We start from the raw sequence: 21,662 nt of genomic DNA on the forward strand, positions 1-21,662 counted from the left end.
GCTGTTACGGAGCGGAACTTCTTTTGGAGCAAACGTTACTGAAGCAATTGGAGGCATCAGTAACCCCGACTTCTTAGCTGAAATTTCAATTGCCTACAAAGAAGCCTTGGAAACCAAGTATTGGCTTCAGTTTTTAAAAAAAGCAGAGAATTTAGATGAAAAAGTATTTAACTCTCTATTGGAAGATTGCGTTGAATTGAGCAAAATATTATTCGCTATTTTAAAGACAACCGGAAAAATTAGAAATTCAGATTAGTGTTTGCGGTTTGTATCTGACTTACGAATCACGAATCACTAATCACTAATCACTAAAAAATTTGACCAATAAAGAAATAAAAGCGCTGATCTCGCTGCTGGAAGACGAAGATCCGGAAATTGCGCGGCATGTAGGCGAGCAGATCAATAACCTGGGCGATACCATTATCCCGTTCCTGGAGGAAGCCTGGGAAGAAACCCTGAACCCGGATTTCCAGAAAAAGCTGGAAGACCTTATCCACGACCTGCAGTTCTCGGCGCTCAAAAACCGCCTGATTTCCTGGAAAGAAGAAGGGGCAACGGATCTGCTGCGCGGCATCTGGCTCGTAAACACTTACCAGTACCCGGATGTAGAGTTTGCCAGCATCACCAAAGCGATTGAGCAGATCTACTACGAAGCCTGGCTGCTCGTTAAGCCCGACATGCACCCTTACGACCAGGTAAAAGCGCTGAATTATGCGTTTTTCAAAGTCAATAAGTTTTCGGCGAATACGGTTAATTTTCATGCGCCTTCCAACTCCATGTTGCATCTGGTGCTGGAGAATAAACGTGGTAACCCGCTTACGCTGTGCGTAATTTACCTCACCATTGCGCAGAAACTGGGCTTGCCGATCTATGGCGTAAATCTGCCGAATTTGTTTGTGCTCACGTATAAACACGAAGTTTTAGATCAGTTTTACATTAACGTATACAATAAAGGCCTGATCTTAACCAAAACCGATATCGATAATTATCTGCTGCAACTAAACCTGAACCCGGTAGAGATCTTTTATGAACCCTGCGGCAACCTGGCCATTGTGCAGCGCTCGCTCCGTAACCTGGCTTTCAGTTTCGAAAAAATGAACGACCTGGAAAAAGCTGCCGAAGTAACCATGCTCCTCGACGCTATTACCGACGACAAAGACAACCTGAACAAAACCGAAGAAGAGGACGAAGAATAAAAACGCTATGCTTTTAGCACGAAAAACCCGCAGCAGATCTCCAGGCTGCGGGTTTTTCGTTGATTTCGCTTTGGTAAAGAAATGAAAAGTTTACTAATGATAAATCAGTATCATCTTCAAATTTTCTCATTTTCAAATCTTTAAATTTTAATTTAATACTTTTTGATCAGGCAGCCCGTAGCCCGTTTATCGAAAGACTGCACGTTGCGGTCGTTCAGAACAGCTTCAATGGCATTGCGGAGATAATTGTCTTTCACGCCGCTTTCCAGCTGCGGATTATCGTCTATGGCGCCTTTGTATTTCAGAATAAAATCTTTGCCGGTGCCGTGCAGCACAAATACTTCCGGCGTTTTGGTAGCCCCGAATTGCTGGCTAATCTTCTGGCCTTCGTCGGCTAAATACGGAAAGGTGTAATTCCTGTCGTTTACTTTTTGAGCCATTTCCGCTACCGTTTCGCCGTCTTCTGTGCCAATGGCCGGGTTAATGAACACGAATCTTACGCCGCGGTTCTGGTACGTATTATTCAAACTCAGCAGGCGGTTTTCGTAGAGTTTAGAGTAGGGGCAAAGGTTGTTGGTAAAAACCAGCACCACGGTTTTGGTGCCCGCAAAATCCTGCAGCGAAACCGCCCGGCCGGCTGCATCTTTCAAGGTGAAATTGTTTACTTTCTGACCCAGCTGATAACCGCCCTGCGCCAGTACGCTAAGCGAAAGCAAAGAAAAAACGAATACAGCGCTAAAGAATTTCATAGGGTTAATTTTCATTTTCGGGTGAAGCCAGGCAGTATGTGAGCATGAAATTATCAAAATTTTCGAAGTGAACGGTAAAATTCCGGTGAAAGTTGTTGACCAGTACTTTGCCTTCCAAAACGCCTTTTTCCGTTTCCCAAACCGGGCCGACGGCTAAGTTTTCTTTAAAAAGCAGTTTTTTGCGGCTATACATTTTATACAGGGTTTCTTTCGCGCTCCAATACAAACAGGTTTTCTTCAGATCCTGGTTAGCCTGCTGCAGTTCCTTGTCGTTCAGGAATTTAGAAGCAAGCTTCAGGATCTTTTCCCGGATAATTTCAATATCTATGCCAACTTCAAAGCAATCGGAAAGCAGCACTGCCACCATGCCGCCGCTCTGCGAAACCGAAACCTGGTAAGGCGTGCCGGTAAATTCAGGTTTGCCGTTTTCATTCGAAGTGATCTGGTAAGGTTCAGACGTGAAATCCTGCAAAAGCAGGTAAACCAGAATGCGGCTCGCCAGCCATTCCTGCTGCCGGACTGCACTTTTAAAAACCGGTATTTCCTGCTGCGGGCGCAGTTTTCTGAAAAGCAAGGTGAGCGCTTCCACCGTTTCGGTAATCTGCCAGAAACCTATAAAAGTGGTAGCGTTAATTTCGCGGAGATCGGTAAGCGGCACGGGAATTTTTTGTTCGGAATTTAGAAGTTTTACAAACCGAATGGAACCGGTTTTTACAGCCAGACAAATAAAATCAGGTTTTGGTTGGCCTGAAAGGAAAATAAAATCCGGATTTCGCCCGAAACTTTGTAAATTTATAAAATAAAACCAATTCTGCACTCAAAAAATGGCCAGTCCGCTGGAAGTTACCAAAACCGCCACCTTAACCGGGCACCGCGACTGCGTATACACGCTCGAGCGTTCGGGGCTGGAACATGTTTTCTTTTCGGCCGCCGGCGATGGTTTTGTGGTAGCCTGGAACCTGAACGATCCTGAAAACGGCGACCTGATTGCCAACGCCAACAGTTCGGTATACGCCCTGAAATATTTAGCTGATAAAGACCTGCTCGTGATCGGGCAGAATTTTAAAAGCCTGCAGGTGGTAGCGCCGGGAACCAAAAAACTGATACAAACGGTTGCCATGCCACCGGTTGCCATTTTCGATCTGGCCTATTCCGAAAAGCACCAGAAACTCTACGCCGGCCTGGCCGATGGCAGTCTGGTGGAAGTAGAAACGCTATCGTTTTCGGTGAAAAAAGTGCTGAAAGGCAACGGAAAAAGCCTGCGGTGCCTGGCCCTGAACGAAGCCCGAAACGAACTGGCTGCCGGCTATTCCGACCACACCATAAAAATATTTGAAGCTGACACGCTGAAGCTGAAGCAGGAAATTGACGCCCACGCCAACTCCGTTTTTACGGTTGCGTACACCCCCGACGGCAAATACCTGTTAAGCGGCAGCCGCGACGCGCATTTACGGGTCTGGAACGCAGAAAAAAATTACGAAGAACACGCCAGCATTATTGCACATTTGTTCACCATAAATCACCTTACGTTCAGCCCGGATGGTAAGTATTTTGCCACCTGCAGCATGGATAAAAGCATAAAAGTGTGGGATGCCGCAAGCTTTAAATTGCTCAAAGTAATAGACAAAGCGCGGCACGCCGGGCACGGAACATCGGTTAATAAATTATTTTGGTCAGGCCACGAAAATGCATTAGTTTCGTGTAGCGATGACCGCACCATTTCGGTTTGGGATATTAAATTAAAGAGGTATGAAGATAACACCGTTAGAAATTCGGCAGAAAACGTTTGAGAAAGCATTCAGAGGGGTAGATAAAGACGAAGTGCAGGCGTTTTTGCTCACGCTGTCGCAGCAGTGGGAAAAGATGAACGATGAGAACAAAGACCTCAAAATGAAACTGGAAGTGGCTACCCGCGAAGTGCAGAAAATGCGTGAAGTGGAAAGCAGCCTCTATAAAACCCTGAAAACAGCCGAAGATACCAGCGCCAGCATCCAGGAGCAAGCCAACAAAGAAGCCGACCTGCGGATCCGCGAAGCCCAGTTCAAAGCCGACCAACTGATGAACGAAGCCCGCCAGAAAGCCCGCAGCCTGATAGAAGATGCCTACAAGCAATCGGAAAAAGCCATTGCCGAAATGCAGCAGGAGGTTAAAACTATGGAGCAGGAGCACGAGCGCATAGAATCTTACGTAGAAAACCTGGTGCGCGAGCTCAAGCACCTGGCTACCGATGCACTGGAAAAAGTAGAAAAAAACCAGGCAAAACCTAAAGTATCTTTATCCAGTATCATGAGTCGGGCCGCCAATATAAAGGTGAAAGAAATTGAAATGGACAAAGATCTGTTAGGCGAACTGCCGGTAAAAACGGTAGCACAAAACACGCCAAAAGTAAATACTTATAAAACCCCGGAAGCGCTTCCGGTAGCAGCAGCGGTTGTAGCTAGTGGCGGTGGCGGCAGCGAAGAATCCATTCCGGAATCGCCGAAAGAAAACCCGCAACCAACCAAAGCGCCGGAACATACGCCTTCAACAGCACCTGGTACTGCGCCGGAACGCGAAAAGCCAACGCAGCCGCAGGAGCCACAACCATTGGAGCCCGTAATTCAGCCGGAGATTTTACCAAGCACGAAACCCGAGCCCAGCATTAACCCTGCTACCCCGGGCGTAACACCGCCAAAGCCGGAAGTTCCGCAGCCGGAAACGCCGGTTCCAAATATTCCATCGCCGGTGGTACCTAATCCGGAAAAAGATATTCCCAATATTCCCAAACCCGAAATTGAAAGACCAGTTCCGGAGATTCAGCCCTTAACGCCCAATACCCCGGAAATTCAGCCACCGTTAACCGAGCCCGGCAAAGGCCCGGTTTTCCAGAAAGAAAAAGCCATGGCCGAAACCTCGTTTTTCGATGATTTGTAATACAGACGTTAGATATTAGACATAAGATTTAAGACTAAAAAAGCAGCTCAATTTCCTGAGCTGCTTTTTTGTTTTCGAGAAAGCAAATAATTTCCCCATCTTCACACTTTTAAAAACAGCACATTAGCACATTAAATAATTAGCACATTAAATCATGGGCCAGATTGCATTAGAAGGCATGGAGTTTTTTGCCTTTCACGGTTTTTACGACGAAGAACAAAAGATCGGGAATAAATACGGCGTAGACCTTTACATCGAAACCGACCTGCACGCCGCTGCCGCTTCCGACGACCTGCACGAAACCGTGAATTACGAAACGCTTTACAGCATTGTGTTGGAGCAAATGAAACAACCGGCCCGGCTTTTAGAACATATCGGACACCGCGTAATTGCGCAGGTTATGAATAAATTCCCGAAGGTGAAAAAGGTGAAAGTAAACATCTACAAATTCAACCCGCCGCTGGGAGGAATTTGCCACCGGGCTATGGTTACGCTGGAAGAAACGGTAGGGTAAACAACTAAAAAAGTCAGATGATCAATTCTGGATTCATAAAATTTTTATATTGCCTGGTGGCTTTGTTAGCCGCTGGTTTTAGTGCCCATGGGCAGAATTTACCTGATTCTTTTAAAATAGGGAAGTACGTGGAGGTACTCAATGGCGATAGCCTGAAAGTGCATTTCAATTGCGCCGGACAGGTAGTGCCAGCCGGTTGCGCCAGTTATTATCGCGTCGGGCGTATAGATAGGGAATACATAAATTTTAAGGGGCTGGTCCGGGATTATTTTGGGGATGGAAAACTTGCTTTTGTTGGCGAAATTCAAAATAATAACCTGAACGGCAAAGCTGTTTATTACTATAAAAACGGAAATATTTCAGAAACAGGGTTTTATAGAGATCATGTCCGTGAGGGAATCTGGAAATACTTTTATTCTGACGGCAAGCTGGAAAAAGTCATCAATTTTATAAACAGCGAACCCTTTGTAGTTACTTACCTCGATTCTAACAATGTAGCGCAGGTAATCAATGGTAATGGTAATTTTTTAGGCACCTTTGTTTTCAATGGTTGCCATTTGTACCAAATGCGGGGTACCTTAAAAGAAGGTAAAATGCATGGTGAATGGACCATGTACAATACTGTTTTTCGATTCGGTAAAAGCGATGGGATAGAATTATTTGAGAACGGGAAATTTATAAAAGGGTATTCTGAGCGAAGAAAAAGCATTCCGAACGATTATTCCAATTATACTGATCGAGCAAGAATTACCTTTAACAGTCCCTATCCGGCCGAAAACCTGAACTTGGCTGAGAGTTTCTTTACCCCATGTCTGAAAGATGCTAAGGGCCAGCTTATTCGGACGGCCATTCTACACGATGTAAGATACAACCAGAAAAGGTTAGAAGCCAGTTTCTATCCGGAATTGCAAGAGAAACTCCAAGCTTCTTTAGCAAAAGATGTAACAAACCAATGGCTGATTGTTGGCCTAAATGTAGAAAAATCTGATGCAGTAAGCGAGATAAGCGTACTTTCTTCCATTAATGATGTTGTCTTAGAGAATTCTCTGCATGCGCAGTTAAAGCAAATGAATTTGTGGAATTCCGCACGAGTAAATAAAGTTCGGTTTGGATATAGTCATTTCTTTACCATCCTTATACACGATAAGCAGGTATTGATCCCGAAACTTATTCTTTCACAGGCACGAGAAAATAACGAGATCTTATTAAGGCTGAGAGAATAACTTTCTCCGACAATCAAAAGTCTTCTTTGAAAAACGGTAGGGTAAACAGCTAAAAAAGTCAAACCATTAAACCTTTACCCATTTACCACATCTAAACCGGCATAACTGCGTTTAGTGCTTCTATGAGAACATTTTTCTTACTGCTATTTTTAAGCTTTACTGCTCATCTTTCTTTCGCCCAGGGCGTAAGCGTTTCCGGAAGGATTACCGATAAAATTACCAGCCAGCCCGTTTCTTTTGCGCAGGTGCTGCTCGTTTCTTTGCCTGATTCTACGCTTAAACCCGTGCAAACCGATATGGAAGGCCTTTTTACCTTTCCGGATGTAGCCATCGGGCGTTATGCATTAAAGATTCAGTACCTCGGTTATAAACCTTACCGCCGCGTAATTCAGGTGGCCGCTTTGCCGGTAAATCTGGGCAATATTACGGTGGAAGAAGATGCCAAACGGCTGCAGGAAGTAGAGATTGTGGGCCGCGCGGCTACGGCGGTGCAGAAAGGCGATACTTCCGAATTCAATTCCAAAGCGTTTAAAACCAACCCCGATGCCAGCGCCGAAGATCTGGTACAGAAAGTGCCCGGCGTAACCATGCAGGACGGCAAAGTGCAGGCGCAGGGCGAAGAAGTAAAAAAAGTGCTGGTAGACGGCAAAGAGTTTTTTGGCGACGATGCGGCGGCCACGCTGCGCAATTTACCGGCCGAAGTGATCGACAAGATCCAGATCTTCGACCAACAGAGCGAACAATCGAAGTTCAGCGGGTTTAACGATGGCAACACGACCAAAACCATCAACATTGTAACCAAACCGAATATGCGCAACGGCAGGTTCGGGAAAGTATATGCCGGGGCCGGTACCGATAACCGGTACCAGGCCGGCGGCAATATCAATTTCATGAACGGCAACCGCCGCCTTACCATCATCGGGCAAACCAACAACATCAACCAGCAGAATTTTTCGGCTTCCGATCTTTTAGGCGTTTCCAGCGGCGGCGGACAAGGCGGCAGAGGTGGCCGGGGCGGTATGGGTGGCCGGCCGGGTGGCGGACCAGGCGGAAATTTTGGCGGCGGCGGCGGCGGAGCTTCCGATTTTCAGGTAAGTACGCGCAACGGGGTTTCTAAAACGCATGCCTTTGGTTTGAATTATGCCGATAAATGGGGTAAGAAAATGGATGTAACCGGCAGCTACTTTCTGAACGCCACCGATAACCTGGCTAACCAGAACGTTTTCCGCGAATATGTGGCACTTTCCGATTCCGGGCAGGTATATGCCGAGCGCAGCCGTTCCGATGCCATGAATATTAACCACCGGTTTAATTTCCGGATGGAATGGGAAATAGATTCGATGAACTCGATCCGGTTAACGCCGCGCTTAACCTTACAGCAAAACGACGGGACTTCTAATCTTTTCGGACAAACCCTCAGTTTTGGCGATTTCCTGAACAGCACCCGCAACGAACTGAAAACCGACCTGCTGGGCTATAACTTCTCGAGCGAATTACTTTACCGCCACCGTTTTGCCAAACGTGGCCGTACTTTTTCGGCCAGTTTCAATACCGATCTTTCGGGCAATAACGGCGACCGTTTGTTGCAGGCCGAAAACCAGTTCTTCAATAAAGATTCGCTGCAAACCGAGCTGATCAATCAAACGTCAGCGCTGGAAACTTCGGGCCCGACTTTGGGTACCAACCTTACCTATACCGAACCGATCACGGATAAAAGCAGTCTTTCGGTGGAATACAATGCCAGTTTGCGCCGCAACGAAGCCGACCAGAAAACCTACGATTATTCCGAAGCGGAGAAAGGATACACCGCTTTCAATCCGGGACTTTCCAACGTATTTAATTCCGATTACTTAACCCAGCAGGCGGGTTTAGGCTACCGTTACAGCCCGAGCAAAGATTTTATGTTTGTGGCGCGAGGCATGTATCAGTATGCCAACCTGAAAAGCAAGCAGGAATTCCCGTTCCAAACCAATATTAACCGGAAATTCAATAATGTGTTGCCGTTTGCCATGGTTCGCTATAATCTGACGAAGGATAAAAACCTGCGCTTATTTTACCGCACCAGCACCAACGCCCCGAGTATTAACCAGTTGCAGAACGTGATCGATAATTCCAACCCGTTGCTGTTAACTACCGGTAACCCGAACCTGCAACAAGATTACCGCCACATGCTGGTAACGCGTTATTCTGCCGCCAACCCCGGAAAATCGACCAATTTTTTTGCGATGATAAGCGGGGAAGTGGCTGATAACTACATTGCCAACAGCACTTTTATTGCCCGAAAAGATACCGTTTTGCCAATTGGTATTCGCGTGCCGGACGGCGGACAACTTTCGCGACCGGATAACCTGGATGGCTTTTTCCGCATCCGTTCCTTTGTGAATTATGGCATGCCGCTGGGTTTTATGAAAACGAACCTGAACCTGAATGCCGGCGCTACTTTTACGCGTTTACCGGGTATGATCAATAACCAGGTGAATTACTCGAACACGCAGGCGTACACCGCCGGAATTGTATTAAGCAGCAATATCAGCGAGAACCTGGATTTTACCTTGAGCACTAACCCGAGCTACAACTTAGTGGAGAATTCCCTGAATACGCGTTCCAATAACAATTATTTCAACCAGAATTCTTCGCTGCGTTTTAACTGGATCATCTGGAATGGTTTGTTTGTGCAAACCGATCTGGCGCACCAGTATTACAATGGTTTAGCGGCCGGCATCGATCAGAATTATTTGCTCTGGAACGCAGCCATTGGTAAAAAGCTGTTCAAGAACAATCAGGGCGAAATTAAATTAACGGGCTTCGATCTGCTGAGTCAGAACAACAGCATTCAGCGCAACATTACCGAAACCTATATTGAAGACGTGGAAACGAACGTATTGCAGCGCTATTTTATGGTTGTGTTCACCTATAACCTCCGGGCATTTGGAAGCGGGAAAGCTGCCCCGGAATCTTCCCGTCCGGATGGCTCGCCGGGTATGCAAGGTCCTCCTCCGGGAGGTATGCCTAACCGGCCCTATGGTAATTAATCTAAAAAGCGCTTCTGGTTTTCCCGGAAGCGCTTTTTGTTTTAATCTAAATTTTCAATACTATTACAAAAAACCGAACCTGTTTATGGAAAACCAATTACAAAAAAGAACCTGGCTTGAAGTGTTTTTTGGGTTTTATGTAATTATCTTTAGTTTGATAAATATTTCTACCCAACTTTGGGAAATGTCCGGAAACTATGCCTCTTTGTTAATTTCTTTAATTGGAATAGCAGGTAGTTTTTTAATGTATAAGCGAAATAAGCGAGCTCTACAATTCTTAAATATTTGGGCAAGCTGTCAACTTTTAATTCTACTTGTGGACGGCAGCCCTCTTTGGAGTGTAGAACAAGTTTTGAGTTTTAAATTTTATTTTAGTTTTACATTAATTTCTGATACAACTTTACAGCTCGGGGTTAATTTGTTTGCTATTTTATTGGTTTATTGTGTTTGGAAGTTGAAACAGGTACAACAAAATAAAATAGATAAATCCTTAATTTAACTTCAGAATTTCCTCTGCCGCGGCAAATGCCGAAACTTCGCCGTGCAGCACTTTTTGCTCTAATTCCGGTAGCGTTTTTAGTACTTCAGGTTTGGCAAAAAAGCGGTCTAGCAGGGTTTGGCGGATGGTTTCGTGGAGCCAGTGCAGGTTTTGGTTCTGCCTTTTTTGTTCGAAAAAGCTACCGTTTCTTACCGTTTCCAGGTAGGCCTCAATGGTTTTCCAGATTTCCGGAATGCCGGTATTTTCGAGCGCCGAAGAAATGGAAACTTTGGGGATCCAGCCCGAAGCGGAACGCGGAAATAAATGCAAGGCACTTTGAAATTCGGCGCGGGCAACCCGGGCTTTCTGTAAGTTTTGCCCGTCGGCTTTGGTAATTACCACGGCGTCGGCCATTTCCATAATGCCTTTTTTTATGCCCTGTAATTCGTCGCCGGCGCCGGCCAGCATCAGCAACAGGAAAAAATCTACCATTTCATTTACTGCCGTTTCACTTTGGCCTACGCCTACGGTTTCTACAAAGATCACTTCGAAACCGGCCGCTTCGCAAAGCATAATGCTCTCGCGGGTGCTGCGCGTTACGCCGCCTAAACTCTTGCCCGCCGGCGAAGGACGGATATAGGCCATTGGGTTGCCGGCCAGGGTTTCCATGCGGGTTTTATCGCCGAGAATGCTGCCGCCGGTTTTCTGACTGGTAGGATCTATGGCCAGCACGGCCAGTTTTTTACCCAGCGTATTGGTTACATAATTCCCAAAGGTTTCGATGAAGGTACTTTTGCCAACGCCCGGCACGCCGGTAATCCCAATACGCACCGAATTTCCGGCGAAAGGCAGGATTTGCTGCATTACCTGGTGGGCCAGTTCGCGGTCGGAGGGCAGGGTGCTTTCTACCAGCGTAATGGCGCGGCTTAAACCCAGCCGGTCGTGGGCTAAAATGCGTTCTGCGTAAAATTCAACCGGAAATCTTTTGGCCACGGCAATTCAGTTTTTAGACTTTTCAGCCCGAAAATGATACCGTTTTTTACAGGATGCAAATTATTTCGGAAAAAACTCCGGAAGTGCGGGAAAACGGTAGGGTTTAGGCATAAAAAAACGCCCCGGGTTTCCAGAGCGTTTTCAAAAGTAAGGATATTTCTAAACGAAATTAGAAGTTAAATTTAATACCTACACCAACGCCAACTGAGCTGAAAGGCATGTTGAATTTTGAGCTTTTATCCGGCTCAGAATCCGAAGGCTGGTCGTTGCTGTTGAAAGAATAATCATCTACAAATTCGGTTTCTTTATCGTTGGTAGTAAACTCGCCCAGCACATCTTTGCCGTTGTAAGAAGCTTTGGTTACTTCCGCTTTATCCGGAGAGTAGCTCAGGTTGTTCATGGTTACTTCAGAAAAGAAAGCCATGTTGTCGCTCATTTTGAATTCTACCCCAAGGCCGGCCTGCAAACCAAGTCCCCAGCCACCGCTAAGTTTGGTTTCCTGCTCGTATTTATCGCCGTCTCCCATGTTAATATCTGTTCCGGTTACCGATCCTTTGGCAGCTACCAACCCTAAGCGTGCATACGGATTGATGCCTTCCATACCCGCTGAAATTACCAGCGCCGGCTGTAAAAGCAACATGCGGGAAGATACTTCCGATTCGTAGCTTTCAGAATTGCCATTGTTGGTACGGATGTCTTTCAGTTCATTTTTTCCGCCGATCAGGTAACCGATTCCCAGTTCCGCGCCAACGTGTTCATTGAACATATAACCTACCGTTCCGCCGGCAGTAATGCCTTTGCCATAGTTCACATTTACTTTTTCGTAACTAACATTATAGGTACTGCCAGTTTGTGAATTTGTTTGCGTGGCAGTTTCGTTGTAGTTTCTTTCTGAAGCCACGCCGAAGTTATAAGCACCGCCGAGTTTTACGTAAGCTCCCTGGGCTTTGGCTTCTGACTGGGCCAGAAATAAGCCGCCAGCCAATGCAACAGCTAATACAATGTGTTTTTTCATAAACGTTTTAATAGGAAAGATGAAAGGTTATGTTTTGTAACGCGTAAACATAGTGATTTTATGATTAGTGAACTTTATTTGCTCATCTGACTTTTTGGTGAACACTGCATTTAATTAAGGGAACGAAAACAGATCGGTTCGGGCATAAAAAAAACCGTTAGTAGGAAATACCAACGGTTCTTAGTAGGGTGAGAGTGTTTTTTAAGATTTTTATTGCAATGGAATCAGGTAACCAAGCGATACACCTAAGGTGCGGTTTGCGTATTTAGGCCAGCGCGGGTCGCGTTCATCCTGGTATTGGTTCAGGTCAGATAAGCCAAGGCCGTAACGAAGCTCCAGCGCCAGGTTTCCCGGACCGATTTTGCTGCCAAAGCCTGCGCCAAATGCCAGGCCTACATCGCTGCGGTTCGGTTTCACGCCATTGCGGTATTTTAGTTCCAGGTCAGCTTCGGATTCGTTGCCGCCAATCAGGTAATTGTTTTTGCCGCCCAGTAGATAAGCCAGGTATGGTCCGCCGTTTACAAAGGCATGCAGGCTTTCTGAACCAAAGGTAGCTTTTAACAGCACCGGTATTTCCAAGTAATTGAGGCTGTATTTGTACTCGTAAGGGGTGTTCCAGGGGCGGTAAACACCTTCGTGGCGGTGGCCTTTCTGCGAATAAAGCAATTCGGGCTGAATGGAAAGCATTTCTGTAAGCCCGATATTGGCCACAACTCCAACATGCGCCCCGGTCAGATCTTTCTGGTCAGATTTAAAAGCATTTCTATGAGCAGCATCGCCTTCCGTAGCCGCTACGTGCGAAAAATTTACCCCCAGGCGCGGACCTACGGAAATAGACTGCGCACTGGCTTCCGAAAAAAATAAACCGGCAACAAGCGCCGCCGCGAAAAACAATTTTCTGTGCATATCTGTTTTTGAGTTACTGTCTGGATTTGGTCGAAAGCCTTTTTTTATGCGCTGCGCCATGTTCAAAAAGCATACCGTTTCTTCTGTGTTGTATTTTTTTTGAAAATGGGGAGCCCGAAAAAAATACTGCACTGCTTTCTTTGTTTGCTGAACGCTCAGCTTTTACCGCTGCAATATAACCATGAAAAGAATAGCATTTGCGGGCCTGCTGGCTATACTTTTTACTGGTAACGCGCGCGCTCAGAACGAACTTAGCAACTTTACGGCTACCGGCCGGGGCGGCGTGGTCAATACGTTCGCCACCGACTACCAGGCCATTGGTATAAATCCGGCTAATCTGGGACGAACAGGGAATGCGCCTTTTGCTTTTTCTATCGGGGAGATCGGGGCCGGGGTGCGATCAGAATCTTTAACCCACGAGCAACTCAATAAATTTATTTTCCATTCCGAAGAAAAGCTCGATTCGCTGCAGAAGCAGGCCTTCGCCCGGGCTTTCAACCACGAAGATGCCTTTAACCTCAACTTCGATATTGCCACGCTCTCGGTTTCAGCCTATTTTGAGAAGATCGGAGGTTTTGCCTTCAGCAACCGCATTCGGGTAACGGGGCACATGGGGCTCAATAAAAATGCTTCCGAAATATTATTCCTGGGCCAGAACGCACCCGTTTTTCAGCATTACCAGATCGGCGATACCATCGGTATTCGTAAAACCCTGAACCCCACGTTCGTAAAAATGCAGATCCTGAACGAATGGAACCTGGCTTATGGCGCAGAGCTGGTGCGTTTGCCGGGTTTTAAACTGCAGGCGGGTCTTGGTTACAAATTCATGCAGGGTGTGGGCGTGATCGAGATTGCGGTAGATGGCGAAAACGTTACGGCTTACACAGCATTATCGCCTAAGTTTAATGTAAACTATGGTGCCCTGGTAAACGACCCGAATTTCAACACTACCGATATTGGCGAGGGCTTTTTTAAACCGGTTGGCAAAGGGCACGGCTTTGATCTGGGCATAGCCGCCGAAATTGGCCAAAAACTGAAAGCAAGCCTTTCGGTTACCGATGTAGGCAGCATAAAATGGCGCGGCAATTTGCTTACTGCCAACGATCAGTACATTCAGAAAACAAGTTCAGACGGCATCGAAAGTTTCGATTTTTTAGATGAAGTAATAGACCTGGCCGGCACCGGCAGCTCCAACCTTTTTATTTTCACCCCCGAAAGCGAACTGAAAAGAAAACTGCCTGCCAAGCTGCGCACCGGCGTAGGTGTAAGACTATCCGATAAACTGGAAACCGGGCTGGATGCTACTTTTCCGCTAAACGACGTGGCCGGCAACCTGGAAGACCCGTTTGCCGGCGTTGGGGTAGATTTTAAAGCCTTGCCTTATCTGAAACTGAGTTCCGGGTTTTCGGCCGGCGCCGGTTATGGCGCCAGCATTCCGTTGGGTTTTACTTTCGAAACCTCCGGGTATGCATTCGGGGTGGCCACCCGCGATGTTGTAGGGCTTTTCTCAACCCAGGATCCGTATTTGTCTGTGGCGTTCGGGTTTCTGCGTTTTAAATTCAGTACGGATGAATCGCCATAGTTTTTGCTTGCCAAAGCATACCGTTTTTGGTCTGTAAACGGTAGCGTTTTCGGGCTGAAAAGTAAAAGGAACCCCTTAAAACGCTATACATAGAAAGCAAAAAAGTGCTGCAAGGTAGACTTGCAGCACTTTTAGCAGGTTTACTTTAGGAGTTGAAGCTATTTATTCCACTACTTCTACCCAGCCTTTAAACTGCTTGCCGGTTTGCTGGTTTTCAAAAATGTAGAAGTAATTGCCGTTCGATATTTTATTTTCCGGCCATTCGTTGCGGTAGTCTTTTTTCTCAAAAACCTGCATGCCCCAGCGGTTAAAGATCCGCACGTTATAGGCGCCTTCGGGCAGATGAATACTTGTGAGTTTATCGTTCAGGTTATCGCCGTTGGCAGTAATAATGTTCGGGATAAAAGGTTGCGGCGGCGGCGGGCAGTAGTTGAACGTTACCTGAACCGTATCGGTAAAGGAGCAGCTTCCCCTCGTGATCGTGGCCCAGTATTTCCCGGTTTTGGTAACCTTCATCTCACGGCCCCGGCTGTTGTCGCTCCATATAAAACTGGCAGGGGTCGTAGCCGGAATGTTTGAGCGTAAGGTTACTGTTTCTCCGTCGCAGGTCGTAACATCGCTACCCAGATCCATGCCCGGCACATTCATTATCGATACGTTTTTGGTATCGGTAGTAGAGCAGCCGTTTGCGGTTACCGTTACGGAGTAAGCAGCAGTTGCATTTACGGTTATGGTTTGCGTGGTCTGGCCGCCCGGCTGCCATAAATACGTGGCTCCCGGGTTGCCGGCATCTAAGGTAAGGGTGGCACTGCCGCAGGTAAAAAAGTCCTCGCCCAGGTTTACGGTTGGCACCGGTTTGGTGGTTATCCGGATAGAATCGCGGGTGGTGCACTGGCCGTTGTTCAGCTCAAGCCAGTAAATACCTGCTTTGGTTACCGTAATGGCCGCTGAAGTATCGCCGGTACTCCACCTGAAACGTTCGTTGAAAGGGCTGTGCGGGAAACGGCTTATCAGGTTGTAAGGCTGGCCTTCACAGATAATGGTATCCGGACCCAGATTTACTTTCGGGTTGTTCAGAATGATAACCTGGCGCTCAAAAACCGATGCAAAGCCCTGGCTGTAAATGGTGAGTTTTACATTGTAGGTACCAGGCTGGCTATAAATGTGGCTGGGTTGTGGCCGCTTGCTGGTGTTGTTTCCCATGCTCGCCGGGTCGCCGAAATCCCAGCTAACCGAATCGGAAGAAGGAGTATTAATAATTGAAAAAACGGTAGGGCTTTCGGCGCAAATTCCGCTGTAATTAAAACGGGGCGGTGCAAAATAAGTCTGAATAAAATTCGGGAATCCAAACCCATGCATACTTCCCGATACCAACAGGTTATTGGGGAATAAGCTGGCTGCTTTTAAATTACAGGCAATACCCAGGTTATTAGGATCGGCAATTTCAGAAAGTAAGGCTGTATTGTGGCGGGCAATGTAAATTTTGCCGTTGCGGGCCAGCTGCATGGCCATAAAACTGCCCAGCCCGTTCGAAATGGTAGTATTTATCAGCATCACTGCAGCTGTAGGGCCGCCCGCCAGGTTATATTGCCAAACCTGCATGTTATTCGGGTTATCTTTCCGGGTAAAATATAATTTCTGTCCGTCGGGCGAAAATTCAGCGCCGTAATAAGAATTGAAATTAGGCCGCGGCAAAAGGTTTGGAATGGTTTGCAGATTGCTTACCAGGCCGGTTTTATTATCGAAATCAAAATACTGAATGCCCTTGTCGGTAAAAGTAGCCGCCAGTTTATTGCCTAACGGGGAAGCCTTTAAATAACCACTGGCCGAAACAGACGGCAAAGAAGGCATAGAACTGATTACCGGCGTGGTAACCAAACCGGTTGCCGTAACTTGATATGCCAGAAACTCCTGCGTACCTGCTACCGGGAAGCGGTGCGCAATAACCCATATATCCTGGTTGTTGAAATGATGTACACCCGCCAGTTTTTCTGAGACCGGGCCCGCGCCGGTCAGGGGAATATTCTTGCTGCTTGCTAAAACTTCGCCCATGCTGTTATTGGCGTTAATGTTTACGAGGCTGTATTGCACTCCGTTGGCAGAATTTCCGGCTATAGACTGATCGGAAGTAAAAACAAAGAAAACTGAATCGTTCCCGGGTTGGGGTACAATTAAGGCCGATTGCGTAGAACTGTTATGCCCGTTTAGCCCGGTGCCGTTAGCCATAGGCAAATGCAAACGGTTCCAGATCGTTTTCCCGTCGGTATAAAAAAGCAGGTTGCCTTGCTTATCCGAAATGGTGGCGCTGCCTTCGGGTGTTACCATGGCGCTGCTAAAAAAACTGGTAGGTTTGGCCGAAGAAAATTCGAGGGAGGCCTGGTTTCCAAAAAACCAGTTATCGGTCTGGCGCTGGGCCATAACCGGTTGTATAAAAACAGGCAGCAGCAATAAAATTGAAAGTAGGGTGGGGCGTAAATTCATAGTTTTTCGGGCTAAAAAGATACCGTTTTCATTTACCAACGGGCCGGCTATTAATGCGCAACTTCAAGCCAGCCTTTGTATTGTTCGCTGGTGCCAGGTTTTTGCAGAATGTAATAGTAAGTGCCACCTGCCGGCGCTTTCTGCGGCCAGTCGTTGCGGTATTGCTGGTCTTCGTAGAGCAGCGTGCCCCAACGGTTGAAAATACGCAAATGCCATTCGCCGGGCTGGGTGCCACGGATCATGAAGGTTTCGTTCTGGCCGTCGCCGTTCGGGGTAATAATGTTAGGCACCATGAAATCTTCCGGACAAGCTTTGAAAACTACCTGCACCGAATCGGTGGTGAAACATTCGTCTATTTTCATGGTGAGCGCATACCAGCCTTCGCGCCGCACCAACAGCACCGAATCTTTGCTGCCATTGTTCCAGGTGTAGCGCGTGCCAGATACTTTCGGTTTTATGGTTACATCGCGGAACGGGCAGGTTTCAAAGATATACTGATCGAAGAGCTTCGGCGGGCTCTGCAGCGGCGTAATGTTAATGGTATCGCGGGCCACGCAACCATTCATCGATCTTACCTCCAGCCAGTAAGTACCCGGTTTTCTGATCGTGATATTGGCTGAATCGGAACCGGTGCTCCACTTGTACTTCAGCATTTTTTCAGGACCTTTCAGGCGAAGGCTTCCGCCCACGCAAACTTCCTGATCCGGACCCAGGTCAACTTCTGGCAGTGGGTTAATAACAACTTGCATGGTGGTGCGTCGGACCCGGTTATTCAGTAAAATGGTAGTTAGTGAAACGTTGTAGGTGCCTGGCTTGGTGAATTTATGGTTCGGGTTTGGCAGCTCAGAATAATTATCGTTGCCGCTATCCGGGTCATCAAATTCCCAGTAGAACCGTTTCACCTGCCGTTTGATCTTCATCGTAAATTCGGTTACATCGCCAATACACTGGAATCTATAGAGAAAGGTGGGTACCCATAAATAGCTTTGGTTAAAATTTGGCAGACCCTGCAGGCTGAAACGTACCGGCGTAGTAGTAGCGGTATTGAGCTGCTGATTTCCGGAAGAAAAGCTTTTATTGTTCGACAGGCTATCGGGCACATTCAGCACTTTAATGTTGCGGTTTCCGGTACCGGTTTCGGTGCTGGCGGCGTAAATTTTACCGTTCCGGGCCAATTGGAGCGAACTCGAAAAAACAGATTTGGTGCCAAGGGCAATGCGGCGGGAGGCAGCTATTGCCGTTCTACTGCCGGCTTCCAGGTTAAATTGTTCAATACTTACCCCGTTATTTTGGGTGCTTACGTAGAGCTTGCCGCCATCGCGCGAAAATTCAATGCCATAAGCTTTGGGTAAACCGGTAAACCGGAGCGGGTTGGAAATAAGGCCGGTTTCATCGTCGAAATCGTAGAGTTCCACCAGGTTCAGTTCCTGCATGGCCAGGGCCAGTTTCCGGCCGTCCGGCGATACTTTCATGCACCCGATCGCGTTGTGGTTCGGGAAACTTCCCGCATGCGAAACCGCATTGGCCGGCTGACTCACAACCGGGTTCGGGTTTACGCCGGTCGGGGTAACGCGGTAAGCATAAAATTTATCGTTCTGGGTTGAAGAACCGTGCACAATTACCCAGGCATTCCGGGAAAAACGATGATCTACGGCGGTTATCTTTTCGGCAACCGGCGTTATGAGTGGAATGTTTTTAGCGATCACGCTGCCCTGTCCGTTCATAGCTGCCACATCTATTACCGAATATTTCAGGCCGTTCGCGCCGCCCAAGGCATCTACAGTAAATAGGTAATAGGTTTCGGGAGAATATGGGTTCTGCACCACTACCGAAGATTGCGCCGCCGACTGATGCCCGTGCAGCAACCAGCCGTTATTCATTTTATTATGAAACCTATTAAAAACGGTATCGCCGGAGGTATAAAAAAGAAGATTGCCTAAACTGTCGGAAATAGAAGTACAGCCTTCCTGCGCCCTGGCGGCACTGTTAACATCTATAGCCGGCGTGTTATTCTGAAAGAAATTACTATGAAAGTGTAAACCGGCGCGGCCGCCAAAATACCAGTAATCGGTTTCTTTCTGCGCTTGCGCATAAAAGCTGGTCAGGAAACCAAGGCATAAAAGCAGGCAGGCAATTCGGTACGTTTTCATGGCGGGGGAGGAGCGGTTTGTAGTGATGTCGTAGAAAATCTTCGAAACGTTGCCTGAAGAAAGGTAAATATTTTAAAAAAGTCAAGCTGTGTTTTAGTAAAGCCGGCCTCTTGAAAACGCTATTGTTCTGAACTGGAAAAATAAAACCGCTTTAAATTGCAAAAACGCTATGTTTTGGCACAAAAAAGTCCGGCCGCTTTGCAGCAACCGGACTAAAAGAATATTTAAAAGGGTAAAGAATTATTCCGCTTTCAGCAACGTTTCCAGAATTTTCTGCGCCGCTACCGAAATTACCGTTCCCGGTCCAAACACACCGGCCACGCCGGCATCGTAGAGGAACTGGTAATCCTGGGCCGGAATTACGCCGCCGGCAATAACCTGAATATCGCTGCGGTCCAGTTTTTTCAGCTCCGCAATTAAAGCCGGAATCAAGGTTTTATGGCCCGCGGCTAATGAAGACACGCCAATAATATGCACGTCGTTTTCGGCCGCCTGCATGGCAACTTCTTCCGGCGTCTGGAACAGCGGCCCAATGTCCACGTCAAAGCCCAGGTCGGCAAAGGAAGTGGCAATTACTTTGGAACCGCGGTCGTGTCCGTCCTGGCCCATTTTGGCCACCATGATCCTTGGTCGGCGGCCTTCGGCTTCTGCAAAAGCATCGGCCATTTTCTTAGCCCGCTCAAAATTTTCATCGTCCGAAAGTTCGGCGGCATACACGCCCGAAATTGCTCTGATCACTGCTTTATGTCTTCCGTAAATTTTTTCCAACGCATCCGAAATTTCCCCTAAAGTTGCTCTCACGCGCGCAGCTTCCACGGCTAAAGCCAGTAAATTGCCTTCGCCAGATTTAGCAGCTTCGGTTAAATTTTGCAGCGCTTTTTCAACTTCGGCCTGGTTTCGTTCCGCTTTCAGTCTGGCTAAGCGTTCCAGCTGCGCGGTGCGCACGGCAGTATTATCAATATCCAGAATTTCGATGTTGTGGTCTTCGCTTTCGAGCTGGTATTTATTCACCCCCACGATCACGTCTTTACCGGAATCAATTCTTGCCTGTTTCCGCGCCGCCGCTTCTTCGATGCGCATTTTCGGCAAGCCGGTTTCAATGGCTTTGGCCATGCCGCCAAGTTCTTCCACTTCCTGAATTAATTCCCAGGCTTTGTGCGCGATTTCGTGGGTCAGGGCTTCAACGTAATACGAGCCGCCCCACGGGTCTACGGTTTTGGTAATGTTGGTTTCCTGCTGCAAATAGATCTGCGTGTTGCGGGCAATGCGCGCCGAAAAATCGGTTGGCAAGGCAATAGCTTCATCCAAAGCGTTGGTGTGCAAACTCTGCGTTCCGCCCAGCGCCGCCGCCAAGGCCTCGATAGTTGTTCTGGCTACGTTATTGAACGGATCCTGCTCGGTTAAGCTCCAGCCCGAAGTCTGGCAATGCGTACGTAAAGCCAGCGATTTTTCGTTTTTCGGGTTGAATTGTTTCAGCAGTTTGGCCCAAAGCATGCGGGCGGCGCGCATCTTGGCAATCTCCATAAAGTGGTTCATGCCAATGGCCCAGAAGAAAGACAACCGCGGTGCAAACGTATCGATGTCCATACCAGCTTTCAGGCCGGTGCGCACGTATTCCAGGCCATCAGCCAACGTATAAGCCAGTTCAATATCGGCCGTGGCGCCGGCCTCCTGCATGTGGTAGCCCGAAATAGAGATGGAGTTGAATTTGGGCATATTTTGCGAGGTATATTCGAAAATATCCGCAATAATTTTCATGCTTGGCTCCGGCGGGTAAATGTAGGTGTTGCGCACCATAAATTCCTTCAGAATGTCGTTCTGGATCGTGCCGCTCAGCTGCTCCGGTTTCACGCCCTGCTCTTCGGCGGCTACAATGTAAAAGGCCAGAATTGGAAGAACAGCCCCGTTCATGGTCATAGAAACCGACATTTTATCCAACGGGATCTGATCGAATAAGATCTTCATATCCAGGATCGAATCGATGGCCACACCGGCTTTCCCTACGTCGCCCACTACTCTTGGATGGTCGGAATCGTAACCGCGGTGCGTGGCTAAGTCGAACGCAACGGAAAGCCCTTTCTGGCCGCCGGCTAAGTTACGGCGGTAAAAAGCATTGCTTTCTTCGGCAGTACTAAAACCGGCGTACTGGCGAATGGTCCAGGGGTTGCGCACATACATGGTGCTGTAAGGGCCGCGTAAAAAAGGCGCAATACCGGCCGCAAAATCCAAATGCTCAAAAGAAACGGTATCGTTTTGGGTATAAAAACTCTTGAGCGGAATTTGTTCGGCAGTTTGCCAATCGGTAGGCCGGGCCTGCCCTTCGTGGGCTTTTTCCCAAACCTGATTAAAATCTATCTTGGTAAAATCGACTTTCATTTTTTAGATATAAGTATTAAGATATTAGATCTGAGACTTTTTGGTGCCAAAAGG

Annotated in this window: 17 protein-coding genes; 9 read left to right on the forward strand and 8 right to left on the reverse strand. The window is 47.5% G+C overall.

The window, feature by feature from the left end; translation table 11 throughout:
- Position 1: 1 nt before the first annotated feature.
- Positions 2-256 carry a four helix bundle protein gene (locus tag I5M27_RS03070; RefSeq protein WP_317193547.1) on the forward strand — a complete coding sequence of 85 codons (255 nt, stop codon included), beginning with the start codon at positions 2-4 and terminating at the stop codon, positions 254-256.
- Between the two features lie 61 nt (positions 257-317).
- Positions 318-1,196, forward strand: a complete 879-nt coding sequence (locus I5M27_RS03075) for a transglutaminase-like domain-containing protein (protein ID WP_200504549.1) — start codon at positions 318-320, stop codon at positions 1,194-1,196.
- Positions 1,197-1,348: 152 nt separating this feature from the next.
- Here the strand turns inward: I5M27_RS03075 and I5M27_RS03080 are convergent, their stop codons facing one another.
- Together I5M27_RS03080 and I5M27_RS18775 are read right to left on the reverse strand one after the other, a co-directional pair.
- Positions 1,349-1,945, reverse strand: coding sequence for a thioredoxin family protein (locus I5M27_RS03080; protein WP_200504550.1), 597 nt, complete (start codon positions 1,943-1,945; stop codon positions 1,349-1,351).
- Positions 1,946-1,949: 4 nt separating this feature from the next.
- Complete coding sequence (locus I5M27_RS18775) at positions 1,950-2,603, reverse strand: 4'-phosphopantetheinyl transferase family protein (protein WP_200504551.1); 654 nt, start codon at positions 2,601-2,603, stop codon at positions 1,950-1,952.
- Positions 2,604-2,769: 166 nt separating this feature from the next.
- Between I5M27_RS18775 and I5M27_RS03090 the strand changes: the two genes are divergently transcribed.
- From I5M27_RS03090 to I5M27_RS03115, 6 genes are all read left to right on the forward strand, one after another.
- Entirely contained in the window at positions 2,770-3,735 is a 966-nt protein-coding gene (locus tag I5M27_RS03090; protein ID WP_200504552.1) for a WD40 repeat domain-containing protein, read from the forward strand.
- The gene (locus I5M27_RS03095) at positions 3,695-4,858 is read left to right on the forward strand and encodes a DivIVA domain-containing protein (RefSeq protein ID WP_200504553.1); all 1,164 of its coding nucleotides are present in this window, start codon (positions 3,695-3,697) and stop codon (positions 4,856-4,858) included. Before I5M27_RS03090 ends, I5M27_RS03095 begins: the two co-directional genes overlap by 41 nt.
- Before the next feature lie 154 nt (positions 4,859-5,012).
- Positions 5,013-5,372 carry a dihydroneopterin aldolase gene (folB, locus tag I5M27_RS03100; protein ID WP_200504554.1) on the forward strand — a complete coding sequence of 120 codons (360 nt, stop codon included), beginning with the start codon at positions 5,013-5,015 and terminating at the stop codon, positions 5,370-5,372.
- Positions 5,373-5,389: 17 nt separating this feature from the next.
- Entirely contained in the window at positions 5,390-6,595 is a 1,206-nt protein-coding gene (locus tag I5M27_RS03105) for a toxin-antitoxin system YwqK family antitoxin (RefSeq protein ID WP_200504555.1), read from the forward strand.
- Between the two features lie 122 nt (positions 6,596-6,717).
- Positions 6,718-9,627 carry an outer membrane beta-barrel protein gene (locus I5M27_RS03110; protein WP_200504556.1) on the forward strand — a complete coding sequence of 970 codons (2,910 nt, stop codon included), beginning with the start codon at positions 6,718-6,720 and terminating at the stop codon, positions 9,625-9,627.
- Positions 9,628-9,712: 85 nt separating this feature from the next.
- On the forward strand, positions 9,713-10,126 hold the full coding sequence (locus I5M27_RS03115; RefSeq protein ID WP_200504557.1) for a hypothetical protein: 414 nt from the start codon (positions 9,713-9,715) through the stop codon (positions 10,124-10,126).
- On the opposite strand, the gene meaB is transcribed toward I5M27_RS03115, so the two are convergent.
- The 3 genes from meaB to I5M27_RS03130 all read right to left on the reverse strand — a co-directional run bounded on the left by meaB (position 10,118) and on the right by I5M27_RS03130 (position 13,019).
- Positions 10,118-11,098, reverse strand: coding sequence for a methylmalonyl Co-A mutase-associated GTPase MeaB (gene meaB, locus I5M27_RS03120; RefSeq protein ID WP_200504558.1), 981 nt, complete (start codon positions 11,096-11,098; stop codon positions 10,118-10,120). The two genes, I5M27_RS03115 and meaB, sit on opposite strands and share 9 nt — an antisense overlap.
- Positions 11,099-11,267: 169 nt before the next feature.
- Positions 11,268-12,113, reverse strand: a complete 846-nt coding sequence (locus tag I5M27_RS03125; RefSeq protein ID WP_200504559.1) for an outer membrane beta-barrel protein — start codon at positions 12,111-12,113, stop codon at positions 11,268-11,270.
- Between the two features lie 210 nt (positions 12,114-12,323).
- Positions 12,324-13,019, reverse strand: a complete 696-nt coding sequence (locus I5M27_RS03130; protein WP_200504560.1) for a porin family protein — start codon at positions 13,017-13,019, stop codon at positions 12,324-12,326.
- 181 nt (positions 13,020-13,200) lie between these two features.
- On the opposite strand from I5M27_RS03130, the gene I5M27_RS03135 reads away from it, so the two are divergent.
- Complete coding sequence (locus tag I5M27_RS03135; RefSeq protein ID WP_200504561.1) at positions 13,201-14,601, forward strand: DUF5723 family protein; 1,401 nt, start codon at positions 13,201-13,203, stop codon at positions 14,599-14,601.
- A gap of 162 nt (positions 14,602-14,763) precedes the next feature.
- Here the strand turns inward: I5M27_RS03135 and I5M27_RS03140 are convergent, their stop codons facing one another.
- The 3 genes from I5M27_RS03140 to scpA all read right to left on the reverse strand — a co-directional run bounded on the left by I5M27_RS03140 (position 14,764) and on the right by scpA (position 21,608).
- On the reverse strand, positions 14,764-17,082 hold the full coding sequence (locus I5M27_RS03140) for a T9SS type B sorting domain-containing protein (RefSeq protein WP_200504562.1): 2,319 nt from the start codon (positions 17,080-17,082) through the stop codon (positions 14,764-14,766).
- Between the two features lie 50 nt (positions 17,083-17,132).
- Positions 17,133-19,232, reverse strand: a complete 2,100-nt coding sequence (locus I5M27_RS03145) for a T9SS type B sorting domain-containing protein (protein ID WP_200504563.1) — start codon at positions 19,230-19,232, stop codon at positions 17,133-17,135.
- Positions 19,233-19,472: 240 nt separating this feature from the next.
- Positions 19,473-21,608 (reverse strand): methylmalonyl-CoA mutase, encoded by a 2,136-nt coding sequence (scpA, locus tag I5M27_RS03150; RefSeq protein WP_200504564.1) that lies wholly within the window; start codon positions 21,606-21,608, stop codon positions 19,473-19,475.
- Between the last annotated feature and the right edge of the window lie 54 nt (positions 21,609-21,662).

Origin of the sequence: Adhaeribacter terrigena, assembly GCF_016623615.1 — a bacterium.
Taxonomy (GTDB): Bacteria; Bacteroidota; Bacteroidia; order Cytophagales; family Hymenobacteraceae; genus Adhaeribacter_A; species Adhaeribacter_A terrigena.

What these genes read in the sequence shown, in the direction of transcription:
- I5M27_RS03080 (WP_200504550.1), bottom strand. Translation starts at nt 1,945, where the DNA reads ATGAAATTCTTTAGCGCTGTATTCGTTTTTTCTTTGCTTTCGCTTAGC.
- I5M27_RS03090 (WP_200504552.1), top strand. Translation starts at nt 2,770, where the DNA reads ATGGCCAGTCCGCTGGAAGTTACCAAAACCGCCACCTTAACCGGGCAC.
- I5M27_RS03095 (WP_200504553.1), top strand. Translation starts at nt 3,695, where the DNA reads ATGAAGATAACACCGTTAGAAATTCGGCAGAAAACGTTTGAGAAAGCA.
- folB (WP_200504554.1), top strand. Translation starts at nt 5,013, where the DNA reads ATGGGCCAGATTGCATTAGAAGGCATGGAGTTTTTTGCCTTTCACGGT.
- I5M27_RS03105 (WP_200504555.1), top strand. Translation starts at nt 5,390, where the DNA reads ATGATCAATTCTGGATTCATAAAATTTTTATATTGCCTGGTGGCTTTG.
- I5M27_RS03110 (WP_200504556.1), top strand. Translation starts at nt 6,718, where the DNA reads ATGAGAACATTTTTCTTACTGCTATTTTTAAGCTTTACTGCTCATCTT.
- I5M27_RS03115 (WP_200504557.1), top strand. Translation starts at nt 9,713, where the DNA reads ATGGAAAACCAATTACAAAAAAGAACCTGGCTTGAAGTGTTTTTTGGG.
- I5M27_RS03125 (WP_200504559.1), bottom strand. Translation starts at nt 12,113, where the DNA reads ATGAAAAAACACATTGTATTAGCTGTTGCATTGGCTGGCGGCTTATTT.
- I5M27_RS03130 (WP_200504560.1), bottom strand. Translation starts at nt 13,019, where the DNA reads ATGCACAGAAAATTGTTTTTCGCGGCGGCGCTTGTTGCCGGTTTATTT.
- I5M27_RS03135 (WP_200504561.1), top strand. Translation starts at nt 13,201, where the DNA reads ATGAAAAGAATAGCATTTGCGGGCCTGCTGGCTATACTTTTTACTGGT.
- I5M27_RS03140 (WP_200504562.1), bottom strand. Translation starts at nt 17,082, where the DNA reads ATGAATTTACGCCCCACCCTACTTTCAATTTTATTGCTGCTGCCTGTT.
- I5M27_RS03145 (WP_200504563.1), bottom strand. Translation starts at nt 19,232, where the DNA reads ATGAAAACGTACCGAATTGCCTGCCTGCTTTTATGCCTTGGTTTCCTG.
- scpA (WP_200504564.1), bottom strand. Translation starts at nt 21,608, where the DNA reads ATGAAAGTCGATTTTACCAAGATAGATTTTAATCAGGTTTGGGAAAAA.